Raw genomic sequence first — 14,784 nt, 5'->3', positions numbered from 1 at the left:
AGCAATTCGCCCGATGGCGCGAGCATGTGCACATCCTCCGAAAGCGAGACATTCATCGGGGGATGAACGTGGCGGAATTTGACTTGTTCCGAGCGCCCGCTCGATCAGCCGAGATCGGCGGCCGCGATCCAGAACACCTCGCCTTCGGAGTCTTCCGTGTCGAGCCAGAGCAGGGGCAGTTCCGGAAAGGCCTCGTCGACCAGCTCGCGGCCGCGGCCGATCTCGCAGATCAAGCCGCCGTCGGGCGTCAAATGATCCGGCGCATCACGCAGGATGCGCCTGATGACGTCGAGACCGTCAGCGCCCCCGTCGAAGGCAAGCTTCGGTTCGGCCCGGCATTCCGGCGGCAGCGCCGCCATACCTTCGGCATCGACGTAAGGTGGGTTGGTGATGATCAGATCGTATTTGGTGTCGCCGAGCGGGGCGAACAGATCGCCGCGATGGAGCGTGATCCGATCGTCCAGGCCATGGTCGCCGACATTACGCGCCGCGACCTCGAGCGCGCCCTTGGAGATGTCGACGGCATCGACCACGGCGTTCGTGAAACGATACGCGGCGAGGATCGCAAGGCATCCCGATCCCGTGCAGAGATCGAGCACGCGCTCGACGGCGGTGGGATCGTCGATCAGCGAGCCCACTTCGCCGTCGCCGCCGAAATGCGAATCGAGCAGCTCACCGATGAAGGAGCGCGGAACGATGACACGCTCGTCGACATAGAAGGGCAGGCCGCGCATGTAGATCTTGTTGACGAGATAGGCGGCGGGTTTGCGCGTCGTCACGCGCCGATCGATGAGATCGAGCAGGGCCTTGCCCTCCGCCGCGGTGACGCGCGCATGAGCAAAGCTCTCGAACTGGTCGGGATGCAGATGCAGGGCTTCGCAGACAAGGAAGGCGGCCTCGGCAACCGGATCGGTCGTGCCATGGGCGAAGGCGAGTTTCGCCTCATTGAAACGACTGACCGCATAGCGGACGAAATCGAGCAGCGTCAGCAGTTCGCCGCGCCCGACCTTCGCAAGCTTTGACGCGGCGCGGCCACGCGCGGGCTTCTTCGTCACTCGCGCCATCAGAATCTTGCCATCAGGATTTGGTCCAGCGTGCGGCGGCCTCGTCGTCACGGGCTTGGGCCTCGACCCAGCCGGAGCCGGTGGCGCTCTCTTCCTTCTTCCAGAACGGCGCGCTGGTCTTGAGATAGTCCATCAGGAACTCGGCGGCCTCGAACGCCGCCCTTCGGTGTTGCGAGGCGGTGAGCACCAGCACGATGTTCTGGCCGGGTATGAACCGTCCGACGCGATGGATCACCGTGACGCCGTTCAGCGGCCAGCGCGACGTGGCTTCGTCGACATGGCGCTTGATCTCTTCTTCCGCCATACCAGGATAATGCTCGAGCGTGAGCGAGGCGATATTCGAGCTGTCCTCGTCGGCGCGGCAGATGCCGGAGAAGCTGACGACGGCGCCGATGTCGGTGCGCCTCTCTGTGAGGACCGCGATCTCGCGCGCAATGTCGAAATCATCTTCCTGAATGCGAATGGCGACGGGGCAGGTGGTGACGGGGGACTTCATGGCCTAGCCGCCGGTCATCGGCGGGAAGAACGCGATCTCGCGGGCGCCCGATATCACAGCGTCCGCCTTGACATGGGCATGGTCGATCGCGGTGCGGATCACCTTCGGCTTCTCGAAGGCATAAGCATAGGCCTCGTTCCGGCTGGACAGCCAGGCAATCAGGTCCTCGACGGTCCGCACGGTCGCGGGCGGCTCGATCATTTCTTCGGCCTTGCCGATTCGCTCGCGCACCCAGGCAAAATACTTCACCTTCATCCCTCATCCTCCTTGATGAGGTGGTGGATGCCGGCGCGGAAATAGTCGTAGCCGGTGTACATGGTCAGGATCGCCGAGGCCCACAGCAGCCCGAGCCCGATCAGCGAGACGACGGGAACGACCTCGTCACCGGCGGGACCCGCAAGCAGGAAGCCGATGGCGACGAGTTGGACGGTGGTCTTCCACTTGGCGAGCTTGGTCACGGGCACGCTGACCCGCAGCGCTGCAAGGTATTCGCGCAGGCCCGACACCAGGATCTCGCGGCACAGGATCACGATGGCGGCCCACAGCGACCAGCCATGAATGATACCGTCAGCGGCCAGCATCAGAAGGCACGAGGCGACCAGCAGCTTGTCGGCGATCGGATCGAGCATCCGGCCGAACGCCGATTGCTGATTCCAGATCCGGGCATAATAGCCGTCGAGATAGTCCGTCACGGCGGCGCCGATGAAGATCGCGACTGCGACCCAGCGCAGCCACAGCGGGTAGTCCATGATCGACTGCGCATAGATGCATCCGACCACGACCGGGATCGCGGCGATCCGGCCATAGGTCAGGATGTTCGGGAGGGACATCGCGCGGCTGGTCGTCCCTCGTGTCGTGGCGATGTTCATCCGTCCTACCAATACCGCTCAAGCCTGAAGGTCAACCGTCCGCCCCCAAATGGGGTGCCCGATGCGACGACCATATGACGACAGCCCCTTTAGTTCATCCCGGCTGGGGATGGAAATAATCGAATATCCTGCGGGCGCTTTCGGCGCTCACGCCAGGAACCTTGCCGAGATCGGCGATCGAGGCCCGTTCGATCTCCTTCAGGGTTCCGAAATGATGCAGCAAGGCACGTTTGCGTGACGGGCCGATACCCGGAATCTCCTGCAAACCGGCCTCTCGGATGTCCTTCTTGCGCAGCTTGCGGTGCGAGCCGATGACGAAGCGGTGGGCCTCGTCCCGCAGGCGCTGGATGAAATAGAGCACGGGATCGCGCGGCTCCAGCTTGATGGCCTCGCGCTCCGGCATGAACAGGGTCTCGCGGCCGGCATCCCGGTCCGGCCCCTTGGCGACCGACATCAGCGATACCTGGGTCAGGCCGAGATTGGCAAAGATCTCCCTGACGGCATTGAGTTGGCCACGGCCGCCGTCGATGATAACGAGATCGGGCCATTGCGGGAAATCGTCGTCCTTGGCTTTGGCTGCGCCCTCCTCGGGCGGGTTGATCAGGCGCTTGAAGCGGCGCTCCAGCACCTCGCGCATCATGGCGAAGTCGTCGCCCGGCGTGATCCCTTCCGACTTGATGTTGAACTTGCGGTACTGATTTTTGACGAAGCCATCGGGGCCGGCGACGATCATGGCACCGACCGCGTTGGTGCCCTGGATGTGGCTGTTGTCGTAGACCTCGATGCGCTTGGGCGCATGCGGCAGGCTCAAGGTCGTGGCCATGGCGTCGAGCAGGCGGCTTTGGGTTGCGGTGTCCGCAAGCTTGCGCCCGAGCGCCTCACGCGCATTGGTCAGCGCGTGGGTGACAAGTTCCTTCTTCTCGCCGCGCTTGGGTGTGGTGACCTCGACCTTGTGGCCGGCCTTGATCGAGAGCGCGTTGGCCAGCAGGTCGCTCTCCTCGATCTCATGCGAGAGCAGGATGACCTTTGGCGGCGGCTTGTCGTCGTAGAACTGGGCGAGGAAGGAGCCCAGCACTTCCTCGGGTGTAAACGTCTTCTCCGCGCGCGGGAAATAGGCGCGGTTACCCCAGTTCTGTCCGGTGCGGAAGAAGAACACCTCGACGCAGAAGAAACCGCCCTCCTGGTGGATCGCGAACACGTCGGCTTCCTCCACCGTGCGCGGATTGATGCCTTGCTGCGACTGGATTGCCGACAGCGCGGCGAGGCGGTCCCGGTAGAGCGCGGCGCGCTCGAATTCGAGCTCGCCCGCGGCCTTCTCCATCTCGCCGGCCAGCTCCTGCTTCACCGCATGGCTCTTGCCGGACAGGAAGTCGCTCGCTTCGCGCACCAACGTCGTATAGCCGCCGAAGTCGATTTCGCGGGTGCAGGGGCCGGCGCAGCGGCGGATCTGGTAGAGCAGGCAGGGCCGGGTCCGGCTTTCGAAGAAGGAGTCCGTGCAGGAGCGGATCAGGAACGCGCGCTGCAGGGCGGTGATGGTGCGGTTGACGGCGCCGGCGGAGGCGAACGGGCCGAAATAGCGCCCGGGCCGCGTCTGGGCGCCGCGATGCTTGAGGATCTGCGGCGCCCAATGGTCGCCCGTGATCAGGATATAGGGAAACGACTTGTCGTCGCGCAGCTGCACGTTGAAGCGTGGCCGCAGCTGCTTGATCAGATTGGCTTCCAGCAGCAGCGCCTCGGTCTCGGTGGTGGTCGAGACGATCTCCACGGTCACCGTGGCTGCGATCATGCGCAGGATGCGCGCCGGCAGCGGCGCACTCTGACGCGCGTAGCTCGACAGGCGCTTTTTGACGTTCTTGGCCTTGCCGACATAGAGCACGTCGGCGTTCGCGCTGAGCATGCGATAGACGCCGGGCGAGGTCGGGGCGAGGCGGACCGCGCGCTCGATCGCCTCATGACCTGATGCCAGCGGCTCTTCGCCGATCGCGCCGCTTTCTTCCAGGATGTCCGGCAGCCGCGCTTCGTCCTCGTCATCGCCACCGGCGGCCGCGGGATCGAGATCCGGCGGTGTCAGGCCTGCGGGCGGGGCCTCGGCGGTTGCGGCTGGCGGCGATTTGCGCGCGCCTGCGTCGTCCGGATTGTCGTTGGAATCGTGAACCATGGAGCGAATTTAGGCGCTGGGGAGGTCGATTTGAAGTTCCGGCCACGTCGCACGCACAGCTTGGCGCGCGAGTTCCCGGTAACGCTTCCTTAAGTCTGTTAACAGCGCGGTAACGGGTCTTAACAGGCCTTTAACTTAAAACTCTCGATAAATTTGACGCGAAAAAGTGGTGGTTCCGTAACCATGCGGCGTGGCTTTGCGCGGCGGCGCGGCCATCGCACCCGGTTACGACAGTTGCGTTGGAGAATATCGATGAAGAGGTTCATGGTGGGCGCAGCCGCGTTGGTTGCAGCCGGCTGGACAGCTTCGGCAGAGGCCGCCGATCTCAATTACGGTCAGCGTGCGCCTTACACCGTCAATCAGCCGCTCAATGCCTATAGCTGGGCCGGCCCGTATCTGGGCGGCAATCTCGGCTATGAGTGGGGCTCGGTGAGCAGCACGTCCGTGAAGCCCTCCGGCTTCGTCGGTGGCGTGCAGGCCGGCTACAATTTCCAGAACGGTCCGTGGGTGTTCGGCGTCGAAGGCGACATCCAGGCCGCCGGTGCCGACGATACGTTCGCGCCGTGGAAGTTCTCCAATCCCTGGTTCGGGACGCTGCGCGGCCGGGCCGGCTATGCCTTCAGCAACGTGCTGTTCTACGGCACCGCAGGCCTCGCCTTCGGCGAGCTGCGCGCGCAGACTTTCGGCTGGACGGAATCGCACACGACCGCCGGCTGGACGGCCGGCGTCGGTGCGGAGGTCGGCCTCGCGCCGAACTGGAGCGCGAAGCTCGAATATCTCTACATCGATCTGTCGACGAGCCAATTCGCAATTACAGGCGTGTCAAACGGCTATAGCGCCAGCATTGTCCGTGCAGGCGTGAACTATCACTTCTGATCGCCAAATAAGAAAATACCGGACCACAACCTCCCGGCCGCTTGCGGCCGGGACTTTTTTTGCGCCAGGTGTTTTGGGGCAGGTCCGCTACGAAAGGATCACTAAATTGACCGCTTTCGGTCCCTTCCCCTTCTTGTCCGGTTCGACTTCGAATGTGATACGCTGTCCTTCGGCAAGGTCCTTCAGTCCCGCCCGCTCAACAGCGGTGATGTGAACGAAGACATCGCGACCGCCGTCATCCGGCTTGATGAAGCCGTAGCCGCGTTCGCCGTTGAAGAACTTGACCGTTCCCGTCATGGCCATCGGGAAACTCCCCCTCATTGCTCCTCCGTCGCCACGCAGACGCGCGTCGCGACATGACCGGGCATCACGGAGCCCGGGAGCTGGCCATCCTTGGGCGGACCATGCAGTCCGACCGGATCTTTCTTAGGCCTTCACTCCGCCGCAACCATTCGCGGAAGCGGAACGTAAAGCCAGTCACGAAAACAGCATAATACGGTTCTCTGCAGATTGACTACCGCTGCTGCATATTTTTCCCAAGAATGCCGGAGCGTTACGGTGTTAAGGCTTGGGCACCTCTAATCGGAATCTGGCAGCACCACCCTGGCCGAGCGGCATTTCCAGCTCCGGCAGGATGGTCTTGAGCTCGCCTTGCAGCGTGTAGGGCGGATTGACGATCAGGAGCCCGCTTGAGGTCAGCGCCCCGCCCTCGGCTTGCGGCGCGACGCTGAATTCGAGCCGCAGGCATTTGCCCTGAGGCTTCGCTGTGGCTGCGAGCCGGGCCACCAATTGGGCCAGCGTGTCGGTGGCGCGCCGGCTCTTGGCCGGGTACCAGATTACATAGATACCGGTCGGCCATTTCGCGAAGGCCGTCGAGAACGCATTGCCCAGTCTTTCGAACTCGTCTTTCGCCTCGAAGGGTGGGTCGATCAGCACGAGTCCGCGCCGCTCTTTCGGTGGCACGAAAGCCGGCAGCGCCATCCAACCATCGAGATCGACCACGCGGGCCTGTTCGTCGCGCCGCAGCGCGTCGATCAGCGACTTGCGCGCCTTCGGCTCGAGCTCGCAGGCCACCAGCCGGTCCTGCGGCCGCATCAGGCCGCGCGCGATCAGCGGCGAGCCCGGATAGGCCTTGAGCTCACCCTTCGGGTTGAAGGCGCGAACAATGTCCATATACGGCTTGGTCAGCGCGACTGTCTCGTTCGAGAGCCGTGCCTGCATCAGCCGCGCGATTCCCGTGAGCCACTCGCCGCCGCGGCGTGCCTCATCGCTGTCGAGATCATAGAGGCCGGCGCCGGCATGGGTGTCGATGACGCGGAAGGCGGCCGGCTTGTCCTGCAAATAGGTCAGGATGCGTGCCAGCACGATGTGCTTGATGACATCGGCGAAATTGCCGGCGTGAAAGGCGTGGCGATAGTTCATGATTGGAGACCACGTTGTCTTGCGCGATCCCATGCCCTTGTCATTGCGAGCGCAGCGAGGCAACCCAGAATCTTGCTGCAGAGGCAATCTGGATTGCCTCGCTGCGCTCGCAATGACAAAGCAGGAGCTAGCCGCCCCTGATCGGCGGCATGGTCACCTGGTCGCGGCGGCAGGCGCGGCGTTCGAGCTCGTCGCAGGCGCGGAATTGCAGGTCCTTGCTGAGGCAGATGCGGACTTCGGACAGCCGGGTCCGGTTGCAGGTGACCGAGACGGCTGCATTGCTCAGGCCGGGATTGGCCTTGATGAAGGCTTCCTCGACCTCACCCGGCGCCACGGTCTTGGCCTGCGACAGGTCGAGATATTCGGCCGGGATCTTGATTGCAGCGCGTGCCTTGCGGATCGTCTCGAAATAATTGCGATCGGTGAGCCCGGAGCAGGTCCCGTGCTTGTCCCATTCGTTGAAGATCAGCCCCGGCGCCGGCATCAGGTCGAGCATCGAGGAGACGATGCTGCGGTTCAACCGGGGCGACAGCCGCTGGCAATATTCCGGAAAACCGTTCTCATATTGCGGCCACAGCCCGTGCACCACGAAGGAATAGGGCCGTCCCTCGCACTGGATGTTCGCGCGTCCGCCGCTGCGGCCACGCTCGGCTGCTTCCTCGCAGAACGACGGCGACCATGAAAGCGACAGCACGTAGAAATCGAATTCGCCGGGCGCGTTCTGCCGCTTGTCCTGGGCTCTCGCGCCACCGGCGGCCAGCGAAAGCAGCCCGGCGGCAAGAACCAGCGGGAGGGTCAATGAGATCACGAGACGGGAGAACGAATGCAATCTAAAGTGAAACATGGTCACGCCCCTCAACTAGACTGTGAAATCAGCCTAGCAGGCAATTAGAACATTTCAAGAACAAATTTCGAGCGACGTCCAAGCGACGGTTTAATGGGTCCGGCTTAATCCGTCCGAATCCGTGCCGTTCGGCTTGCGATCAGGGCTTGGCGGCGCGGCAGGCCGGGTTATAGGCCCAGTTGCGGTCGAGCCCGACCACGCACCATTCGACGCCCTGCCCGTAACCTGCGAAGCCGCCATCCTCGATAATCGAGAAGTGGACCTTGCGCACCTTGCCGTCATTGAGCATGGCATCGCCGGTGCAGTAGCGACGCGGAATGTTGTCGGACGCCCAGGGCCGGAACGCGGTCTCGTGTACGGCTGCGAAGCCCTCGATCTTCAAGGGCGAATTCCAGAACGAGCTTTCCTTCTCCCAGAACTGGGTCGCGATGGTCGGCAGCGCCTTCTCGCAATCGGCAACGCGGCCGTCATAGCGCGGTCCGCTCAGCCAGAAATTCAGCTCCAGCGGATTGGCCGCCTTGGCCTCGCCGAGCGACAGCGCCCCGAACAAGAGGCCGAGGACGGCGGCAAAGCGAAGCGATTTCAGGGAGGTTGAGGCGCGCATGGGCAATCCAGACAGCATGATCTGTGAGGGTCGGACGGTGCCGCGAAGGTTGAGGGAGGTCAAGTGCAGCGCGGCAACACTCGGCCAGGAGTTGATCACAACATCGCAGCCGGCAGCCCTTCCGTTCTTTTCACCGCCGCGCCGGCACCGTAAACTGGTGCCAACCAATCGGAGTGACGGGAATGCGAATCATTGCGGCCGCGGGCGTTCTCGCCAGCCTGGTTTTTGTCTCGGGTATGATGGCGAGCCAGTCGGCCCTTGCCGATCTCCTGCCGGTACCGCCCTTCAAGGGCAACGACACCGGCGGCATCATCGCCTATTCGATGGCGACGCAGGTCGATGCGCGGCAGGCCGCGGTCGATCATTGTGCGCGCTACGGCAAGGTGGTGAAATTCCTCGCGGTGCAGGCCTATGAGGGCGGCTATATCTCGTTCGCCTGCCGCTGGGTGCCCTATGGCGCCGCCGATCGGCCGATCCGCACCCTCTACTGAGGCGTTTCGGAGCGCTGACAAGGTCACGCCAAAGAAAAGCTAGGCCATCGCAGCCGGGAGTCTCTCGCATGACGCGCAAGCTCGCTTTGCTCGGATCGGCCGTTTGCCTTGCGTTGTCGGCGGGAGGTGCCTTCGCCGACGATCTGCCGGTGCGCAAGGCCGGCCTCTGGGAAATGAAGATGGTCAGATCAGGTTCGGCAATGCCTGAAATGACCATGCAGCACTGCACCGATGAGAGCGTCGACAAGGAGATGAACAACAACATCTCCCCGATGGCCAAGCAGGTCTGCTCCAAGCAGGACGTCAAGAAGACGGCCACCGGCTATGTCAGCGATTCCGAGTGCAGCGTCGCCGGCATCAGCACGACCTCGCACGCCGAGATCACGGGCGATTTCAACTCGGCCTATACGGTGAAGACGTCCACGCATGCGCAAGGCGGCGCCGCCGGCGCCGCAGGCCGCGACACCACGATGACGCTGGAGGCGAAATGGCTCGGCGCCTGCAAGCCGGAGCAGAAGCCGGGCGACATCGTGATGCCCGGCGGCTTCAAGATGAACGTGCGCGACGTCGACAAGCTGAAAGCGTTGCTGCCGAAGTAAGAGCGAAAATTGTAGCCCGGGTGGAGCGTAACCAATCGGCGACGCCGCTATACCGGTATTCGCACGCTCGCTCTTAAGCCCCCCATCGGGCTGTCGCTGAGCGTGATGTCGCCGCCATGGGAGCGGGCGATGTCGCGGGCGATGGCGAGGCCAAGGCCCGTGCCGCCTTCGTCCTGGTTGCGGGCGTTGTCCAGCCGCAGGAACGGCTTGAACACTTCTTCGCGCAGATGCACGGGAATGCCGGGGCCGTCGTCGTCGATCGTCACGGTCAAATAACGGTGATCGCGCTGGCCGTTGATGGCGATGCTCTTGCCGTAGCGCGCGGCATTGGTGACGAGGTTGGCGAGACAGCGCTTGAACGAGGCCGGCTTCACCGTCACCACAGGCAGGCCGCTGAACGTCACGGTCGCGGCGTGGCCGTGGCGCTCGGCGTCGCTGCGCAGCTCCTCGAGCGCCTGCGCCATGTCGGTCGGCTGCGACTGCTCGCCGGAATCGCCGCGGGCGAAGGCGAGGTAATCCTCCAGCATCATCGACATCTCGTCGACGTCCTTGCGCATGCCCTCCATCTCCGGGCTGTCGCCGAGCAGCGCCAGCTCGAGCTTGAAGCGGGTGAGGATGGTGCGCAAATCGTGGCTGACGCCGGCGAGCATCGCGGTGCGCTGCTCCATCGTGCGCTCGATGCGGGATTTCATCTCGAGGAAGGCAACGGCGGCGCGCCGCACCTCGCGTGCGCCTCTGGGTCGAAAGTTCGGTGCTTCGCGTCCCTTGCCGAAACTTTCCGCGGCGTCCGCGAGCCGCAGGATCGGCTTGATCTGATTGCGCAGGAACAGCACCGACACGATCAGCAGGATCGAGGACGTGCCGACCATCCAGAACAGGAAGATCTCCGAGTTCGAGGCGTAGGCGGCGCTGCGCTGCGCGAACACGCGCATGACGGCGTCGTCGAGCTGGATGCGGATCTCGACGAGGTTGGAACGGCCGACCGTGTCGATCCAGAACGAGCGGCCGATCTGCCGGCCGAGCTGCACCGACAACGTCTGGTCGAGCAGCGAGAAGAACGGTTTGGGTCCCGGCGGCGGCATGTCGCCGACGGGAAGAAAATCGACCACCAACTGCATGCGCTCGGCGATGCGGCGCAGTTGCGCGCGGTCCTTGTCCTGCGGATAGCCCTTGTAGACGTCGATCAGGCTGGCGACGTCCTGCACCACGGCCTGCGACAAGCGCCGCGTCACCGTATTCCAGTGTCGCTCCATGAACACGAAGGCGACCACGGTCTGCAGGATCACCATCGGCACGATCATGATCAGCAGCGCGCGGGCATAGAGGCCGGTCGGCATCCAGCCCTTGAACGCATTGCCCATCCAGCCATTGGCGGCGGAGACGCGGCCGGCGGCGCTCTTGAGCAGCGTCAGGCCGGTATCGATCGTGCTCATCTGGCGTGCTTCACTGCTTTTACGGCGAGGCCACGAGCCGGTAGCCGATGCCGCGCACCGCCTGCAGGAATAGCGGATTGGCGGGATCGGTCTCGATCTTCCGCCGCAGGCGGTTGATTTGCACGTCGACGGCGCGCTCGTTGACGCTGCCATTGCCGGTGAGCGCGCTGCGCGGCACGGTCTCGCCCGGCGTCTCCGAGAGAATCCGCAGCATCTCGCGCTCGCGGTCGGTGAGGTGGATGACCTCCTCGCCCTGCCGCAGCTCGCCACGCTCGAGATGGTAGACATAGGGGCCGAACGCGATCTTCTCGACCATCACGGCTTGCGGCGGCGGCGCGGCGCGCTTGAGGATGTTGTTGATGCGCAGCGCCAGTTCGCGCGGCTCGAACGGCTTTGCGACGTAATCGTCGGCGCCGATCTGCAGGCCCTCGATGCGGCTTTCCGCTTCATGCCGCGCCGTCAGCATCACGATCGGCACCGAGGAGGAGGTCCGGATGAAGCGGGCGAGGTCGAAGCCGGTCTCGCCGGGCATCATCACATCGAGGATGAGAAGGTCGAAATGCAGGCCAAGCAGCTTCGAACGCGCATCGCCGGCGCTGGCTGCGGTGGTGACGCGATAGCCTTCGGCGGCGAGGAAACGCGAGAGCAGATCGCGGATGCGGCGGTCGTCGTCGACCAAGAGGAGATGCGGGGCATCGTCGGCCGGTTGCACCGGCGGGCGGGCGAGCGTGGCAGCGAGCGGCACGGTCACTCCTTCGAATCTTGATTGGTGGCGAAGATCGTCTCCAGCACCTTGTCCGGATCGTCGCGGTCGATCATCGCGCGCAGGAAGCGCTTGACCGTCTCGGCATCCTGCGGATCCATCTCGGCGAGCGCCTTGGTGATCCGCGTGGTCTGCAGCCCGGCGAGCTTCTGCACCAGTGCCTCGCCCTTCGGCGTCGCATAGAGCAGCCGCTGGCGGCGGTCATTGTCGCCGGTCTTCTGCACGATATAGCCCTCGTCCAGGAGCTGCTTGAGCACCCGGCCGAGCGACTGTTTGGTGATGCGCAGGACGTCGAGCAGGTCGGCGACCTTCAGCCCGGGATAGCGGTAGACGAAATGCATGACCCGGTGGTGAGCCCGGCCGAAGCCGAAAGCCTCCAGCTCCTGGTCGGGATCGCCGACGAAATCGCGATAGGCGAAGAACAGCAGCTCGATGATATCCCAGCGCAAATTGCCTCCATCGCCTGCCGCCGGTCGTAGCTCGGCGGCGTCTTGAGAGGGAGTCGCGAAATTTATGTCAGGCATATTGACGTATCTTGGGTTCAATGTTACAAAACGATCAGCCCGCACGAAATTTTAGATCGTTTCGCGTCGGGCGACATTGCTAAGAGCGGCCGGAATGAGCCGGACAGGCGGCGACGGCCGGATCAGATCTACCGTACGATTGTCGAGCGGCATTTCGGCAAAACATACTGGACTTCCGCCTTCCGCAAAAGCATGTCCTCGGACGACATGCTGGCCACGGAAACCGGCCGTAACAAGGCTGGCGGTGGTTCGGCCAGAAACCACATCAAGCCAGCCGGGCCCGAAACGGGCCGGCGGGCGCCAGAACAGCGCCGCTACCGGCAGCGGGAGGCAACGACATGAGCATGAAATTCGAGATCCAGCCCGCATCCAATCCGACACCCGAAAAGGACCGTGTCGCCAAGTTGGTGGACCCCGGCTTCGGCCGCGTCTTCACCGATCACATGGCTGTGGTCCGCTATAGCCAGGCCAAGGGCGGCTGGTATGAGGCGAAGATCGAGGCGCGCGCCAACTTCCAGCTCGATCCGGCGGGTGCGGTCCTGCACTACGCCCAGGAAATTTTCGAGGGTCTCAAGGCCTACAAGCGCGACGATGGCGGCGTGAACCTGTTCCGCCCCGACGCCAATGCGCGCCGCTTCAAGGATTCCGCCGACCGCATGGCGATGGCGCAGCTGCCCGAGGACGTCTTCATCGAGGCGGTCGAGCAGGTCGTGCGCATCGATCGCGCCTGGATGCCGGGCGGCGAGGGCAGCCTGTATTTGCGGCCCTTCATGATCGCCAGCGAGACCTTCCTCGGCGTCAAGCCATCCTCCGAATACATCTTTGCGGTGATCGCTTCGCCGGTCGGTTCCTATTTCAAGGGCGGCCCGGCCCCGGTCTCGATCTGGGTCTCCGAGAACTACACGCGCGCGGCGGTTGGCGGCACCGGCGCCGTCAAATGCGGCGGCAATTATGCGGCGAGCCTGCGCGCCCAGGCCGAAGCGATCCAGCATGGCTGCGATCAGGTCGTCTTTCTCGATGCGGTCGAGCGCCGCTACATCGAGGAGCTCGGCGGCATGAACGTGTTCTTCGTGTTCGACGACGGCTCGCTCTCGACGCCACCGCTCGGCACCATCCTCCCCGGCATCACCCGCGACTCCATCATCGCGCTCGCCCGCGATGCCGGCAAGACCGTGCGCGAGGAGCCGTATTCGCTCGATCAGTGGCGCAAGGACGCGGCCTCCGGACGCTTGAAGGAAGCATTTGCCTGCGGCACGGCGGCCGTGATCTCGCCGATCGGCAAGGTGCGCTCGGTCAGCGGCGATTTCGAGATCTCGGGCGGCGCCGCCGGTCCCGTCGCCATGGGCCTGCGCAAGCAGCTCGTCGACATCCAGTATGGCCGCACCAACGATCCGCACAACTGGATCCGCAAGGTGTTTTGAGGCCCGTGTCCCGGACCCAGAGCCGGGACCCGCGCTCTCGTACGAATTCGGATCGGCAGCGTGCCGGCCGCAAGGGCGGCGCGCTGTGTTCCAACTTTTGGCGATAACCTTTAGTTGTTGAAGGCAAGAGCGCAACTGTGCGACAACCCTTGAGAGATCAAAGTTCTCAGCTATTGCGGTTATGCTCACCTCTGTCCCTCAGCTGGTAAAATGGGTCGCGTCTGCGGTCCTAACTGCCGTCGTTCTCTTCGGTATCCTGACATGGGGGCGCGGGCCCGAACTTGAGGTGATGGACCGCGTCATCAGCGTGTCCGACACTGACGCGGAAATGAATGCGGCTATCGCTCGCGCACGCGCCACGCTGCCGGTGTTCTGGGCTTCCTATGACGCGCCAAAAGGCTCGGAGACGGAGCACTCTCTCAAGGTACGATTTCAGACCGGCGGGAATGACGAGTTCATCTGGGTGAGCGACGTGAAGAGGCTTCCGGGTGGGGACTACGCGGCGCGCTTCGCCGACACGCCTCGGAACCTGCCGGGAAAGCAGTTCGGAGACCTCACGCAGTTCAATGACGCGGACATCTCCGACTGGATGTTTATGCGCAATGGCAAGATCGTCGGGGGTGAAACCATCAAGCCGCTGCTCAAATCCATGTCGAAGGCCGAGGCCGACGCGCTCAGGGCACGGATGGAGCAGCCGTAAGGCCAAGCCGGCAGTTGCCGCGTCGCGCGTCGGCTGGTAAACGCCCGCATGGCCGAAAAACCCAAAAAACCCCAGAAACTGAAGGCGCGTCTGCCGCGCGGGCTCGAGGATCGCGATCCCGCGGCGATCCGGGCGACGCGCGAGATGGTCGAGAAGATCCGCGCCGTCTACGAGCTCTACGGCTTCGAGCCGGTGGAGACGCCGGCAATGGAATACACCGACGCGCTCGGCAAGTTCCTGCCCGATCAGGACCGTCCGAACGAGGGGGTGTTCTCGTTCCAGGACGATGACGAGCAGTGGATCTCGCTGCGCTACGACCTGACCGCGCCGCTGGCGCGCTATGTCGGCGAGCGCTATGGCACCGACGGTCTGGTCCTGCCCTATCGCAGCTACCGCGTCGGCTATGTCTTCCGCAACGAGAAGCCGGGCCCCGGCCGCTTCCGTCAGTTCATGCAGTTCGATGCCGACACGGTCGGTTCGGCAACGCCGGCGGCGGATGCCGAGATCTGCATGATGGCCG

18 protein-coding genes are annotated in these 14,784 nt (G+C 63.9%); 6 read left to right on the top strand and 12 right to left on the bottom strand.

All coding sequences use genetic code 11. The features are described from left to right. Window positions 1–104: 104 nt before the first annotated feature. The 5 genes from prmB to uvrC form a co-directional block, all read right to left on the bottom strand. Window positions 105–1,064, bottom strand: coding sequence for a 50S ribosomal protein L3 N(5)-glutamine methyltransferase (prmB, locus tag G8O24_RS41315; RefSeq protein WP_188108233.1), 960 nt, complete (start codon window positions 1,062–1,064; stop codon window positions 105–107). Between the two features lie 13 nt (window positions 1,065–1,077). Further along, on the bottom strand, window positions 1,078–1,560 hold the full coding sequence (locus tag G8O24_RS41310) for a molybdenum cofactor biosynthesis protein MoaE (protein ID WP_188108232.1): 483 nt from the start codon (window positions 1,558–1,560) through the stop codon (window positions 1,078–1,080). Window positions 1,561–1,563: 3 nt separating this feature from the next. After that, window positions 1,564–1,815 (bottom strand): molybdopterin converting factor subunit 1, encoded by a 252-nt coding sequence (gene moaD, locus G8O24_RS41305; protein ID WP_188108231.1) that lies wholly within the window; start codon window positions 1,813–1,815, stop codon window positions 1,564–1,566. Further along, entirely contained in the window at window positions 1,812–2,429 is a 618-nt protein-coding gene (pgsA, locus tag G8O24_RS41300) for a CDP-diacylglycerol--glycerol-3-phosphate 3-phosphatidyltransferase (RefSeq protein ID WP_057741644.1), read from the bottom strand. Before pgsA ends, moaD begins: the two co-directional genes overlap by 4 nt. Window positions 2,430–2,523: 94 nt before the next feature. After that, on the bottom strand, window positions 2,524–4,587 hold the full coding sequence (gene uvrC, locus G8O24_RS41295) for an excinuclease ABC subunit UvrC (RefSeq protein WP_188108230.1): 2,064 nt from the start codon (window positions 4,585–4,587) through the stop codon (window positions 2,524–2,526). Between the two features lie 252 nt (window positions 4,588–4,839). On the opposite strand from uvrC, the gene G8O24_RS41290 reads away from it, so the two are divergent. Then, window positions 4,840–5,463 (top strand): outer membrane protein, encoded by a 624-nt coding sequence (locus tag G8O24_RS41290; protein ID WP_188108229.1) that lies wholly within the window; start codon window positions 4,840–4,842, stop codon window positions 5,461–5,463. 87 nt (window positions 5,464–5,550) lie between these two features. Here the strand turns inward: G8O24_RS41290 and G8O24_RS41285 are convergent, their stop codons facing one another. From G8O24_RS41285 to G8O24_RS41270, 4 genes are all read right to left on the bottom strand, one after another. Further along, on the bottom strand, window positions 5,551–5,766 hold the full coding sequence (locus G8O24_RS41285; RefSeq protein ID WP_008544396.1) for a cold-shock protein: 216 nt from the start codon (window positions 5,764–5,766) through the stop codon (window positions 5,551–5,553). A gap of 258 nt (window positions 5,767–6,024) precedes the next feature. Beyond that, window positions 6,025–6,885, bottom strand: a complete 861-nt coding sequence (locus G8O24_RS41280; protein ID WP_188108228.1) for a 23S rRNA (adenine(2030)-N(6))-methyltransferase RlmJ — start codon at window positions 6,883–6,885, stop codon at window positions 6,025–6,027. 127 nt (window positions 6,886–7,012) lie between these two features. Next, on the bottom strand, window positions 7,013–7,729 hold the full coding sequence (locus G8O24_RS41275; protein WP_188108227.1) for a ribonuclease T2 family protein: 717 nt from the start codon (window positions 7,727–7,729) through the stop codon (window positions 7,013–7,015). A gap of 139 nt (window positions 7,730–7,868) precedes the next feature. Beyond that, window positions 7,869–8,333 (bottom strand): hypothetical protein, encoded by a 465-nt coding sequence (locus tag G8O24_RS41270; RefSeq protein ID WP_188108226.1) that lies wholly within the window; start codon window positions 8,331–8,333, stop codon window positions 7,869–7,871. A 182-nt stretch (window positions 8,334–8,515) separates the two neighbouring features. On the opposite strand from G8O24_RS41270, the gene G8O24_RS41265 reads away from it, so the two are divergent. Beyond that, complete coding sequence (locus tag G8O24_RS41265) at window positions 8,516–8,824, top strand: hypothetical protein (protein ID WP_188108225.1); 309 nt, start codon at window positions 8,516–8,518, stop codon at window positions 8,822–8,824. A gap of 68 nt (window positions 8,825–8,892) precedes the next feature. Further along, window positions 8,893–9,423, top strand: coding sequence for a DUF3617 domain-containing protein (locus G8O24_RS41260; RefSeq protein WP_188108224.1), 531 nt, complete (start codon window positions 8,893–8,895; stop codon window positions 9,421–9,423). Between the two features lie 47 nt (window positions 9,424–9,470). On the opposite strand, the gene G8O24_RS41255 is transcribed toward G8O24_RS41260, so the two are convergent. The 3 genes from G8O24_RS41255 to G8O24_RS41245 are packed head-to-tail and all read right to left on the bottom strand — an operon-like array spanning window position 9,471 to window position 12,143. Beyond that, entirely contained in the window at window positions 9,471–10,856 is a 1,386-nt protein-coding gene (locus G8O24_RS41255; protein ID WP_188108223.1) for an ATP-binding protein, read from the bottom strand. A gap of 19 nt (window positions 10,857–10,875) precedes the next feature. Continuing rightward, window positions 10,876–11,607, bottom strand: a complete 732-nt coding sequence (locus G8O24_RS41250; RefSeq protein WP_188108222.1) for a response regulator — start codon at window positions 11,605–11,607, stop codon at window positions 10,876–10,878. After that, a complete protein-coding gene (locus G8O24_RS41245) occupies window positions 11,604–12,143 on the bottom strand; it encodes a MarR family winged helix-turn-helix transcriptional regulator (RefSeq protein WP_188108221.1) in 540 nt (179 codons plus the stop codon). Before G8O24_RS41245 ends, G8O24_RS41250 begins: the two co-directional genes overlap by 4 nt. Before the next feature lie 338 nt (window positions 12,144–12,481). Here G8O24_RS41245 and G8O24_RS41240 point away from each other — a divergent pair, with 338 nt between their 5' ends. From G8O24_RS41240 to G8O24_RS41230, 3 genes are all read left to right on the top strand, one after another. Further along, complete coding sequence (locus G8O24_RS41240) at window positions 12,482–13,564, top strand: branched-chain amino acid aminotransferase (protein ID WP_188108220.1); 1,083 nt, start codon at window positions 12,482–12,484, stop codon at window positions 13,562–13,564. A gap of 289 nt (window positions 13,565–13,853) precedes the next feature. After that, window positions 13,854–14,264, top strand: a complete 411-nt coding sequence (locus G8O24_RS41235; RefSeq protein WP_244646350.1) for a YegJ family protein — start codon at window positions 13,854–13,856, stop codon at window positions 14,262–14,264. Window positions 14,265–14,312: 48 nt separating this feature from the next. Then, window positions 14,313–14,784 (top strand): ATP phosphoribosyltransferase regulatory subunit (locus G8O24_RS41230; protein ID WP_188108218.1); only part of this gene is annotated, 472 nt, incomplete at its 3' end.

The organism is Bradyrhizobium campsiandrae (genome assembly GCF_014529705.1).
Classification (GTDB): domain Bacteria; phylum Pseudomonadota; class Alphaproteobacteria; order Rhizobiales; family Xanthobacteraceae; genus Bradyrhizobium; species Bradyrhizobium campsiandrae.
Note: the sequence above shows the minus strand (reverse complement) of the source record. Positions and strands in the feature narration are given on the sequence as shown.

Bases quoted from the DNA above. Each gene is read 5' to 3' on its own strand.
- G8O24_RS41265 (WP_188108225.1), top strand. From the start codon at position 8,516: ATGCGAATCATTGCGGCCGCGGGCGTTCTCGCCAGCCTGGTTTTTGTC.
- G8O24_RS41280 (WP_188108228.1), bottom strand. From the start codon at position 6,885: ATGAACTATCGCCACGCCTTTCACGCCGGCAATTTCGCCGATGTCATC.
- uvrC (WP_188108230.1), bottom strand. From the start codon at position 4,587: ATGGTTCACGATTCCAACGACAATCCGGACGACGCAGGCGCGCGCAAA.
- G8O24_RS41285 (WP_008544396.1), bottom strand. From the start codon at position 5,766: ATGGCCATGACGGGAACGGTCAAGTTCTTCAACGGCGAACGCGGCTAC.
- G8O24_RS41240 (WP_188108220.1), top strand. From the start codon at position 12,482: ATGAGCATGAAATTCGAGATCCAGCCCGCATCCAATCCGACACCCGAA.
- pgsA (WP_057741644.1), bottom strand. From the start codon at position 2,429: ATGAACATCGCCACGACACGAGGGACGACCAGCCGCGCGATGTCCCTC.
- G8O24_RS41275 (WP_188108227.1), bottom strand. From the start codon at position 7,729: ATGTTTCACTTTAGATTGCATTCGTTCTCCCGTCTCGTGATCTCATTG.
- G8O24_RS41255 (WP_188108223.1), bottom strand. From the start codon at position 10,856: ATGAGCACGATCGATACCGGCCTGACGCTGCTCAAGAGCGCCGCCGGC.
- G8O24_RS41290 (WP_188108229.1), top strand. From the start codon at position 4,840: ATGAAGAGGTTCATGGTGGGCGCAGCCGCGTTGGTTGCAGCCGGCTGG.
- G8O24_RS41310 (WP_188108232.1), bottom strand. From the start codon at position 1,560: ATGAAGTCCCCCGTCACCACCTGCCCCGTCGCCATTCGCATTCAGGAA.
- prmB (WP_188108233.1), bottom strand. From the start codon at position 1,064: ATGGCGCGAGTGACGAAGAAGCCCGCGCGTGGCCGCGCCGCGTCAAAG.
- G8O24_RS41270 (WP_188108226.1), bottom strand. From the start codon at position 8,333: ATGCGCGCCTCAACCTCCCTGAAATCGCTTCGCTTTGCCGCCGTCCTC.
- G8O24_RS41245 (WP_188108221.1), bottom strand. From the start codon at position 12,143: ATGCCTGACATAAATTTCGCGACTCCCTCTCAAGACGCCGCCGAGCTA.
- moaD (WP_188108231.1), bottom strand. From the start codon at position 1,815: ATGAAGGTGAAGTATTTTGCCTGGGTGCGCGAGCGAATCGGCAAGGCC.
- G8O24_RS41235 (WP_244646350.1), top strand. From the start codon at position 13,854: ATGGACCGCGTCATCAGCGTGTCCGACACTGACGCGGAAATGAATGCG.
- G8O24_RS41260 (WP_188108224.1), top strand. From the start codon at position 8,893: ATGACGCGCAAGCTCGCTTTGCTCGGATCGGCCGTTTGCCTTGCGTTG.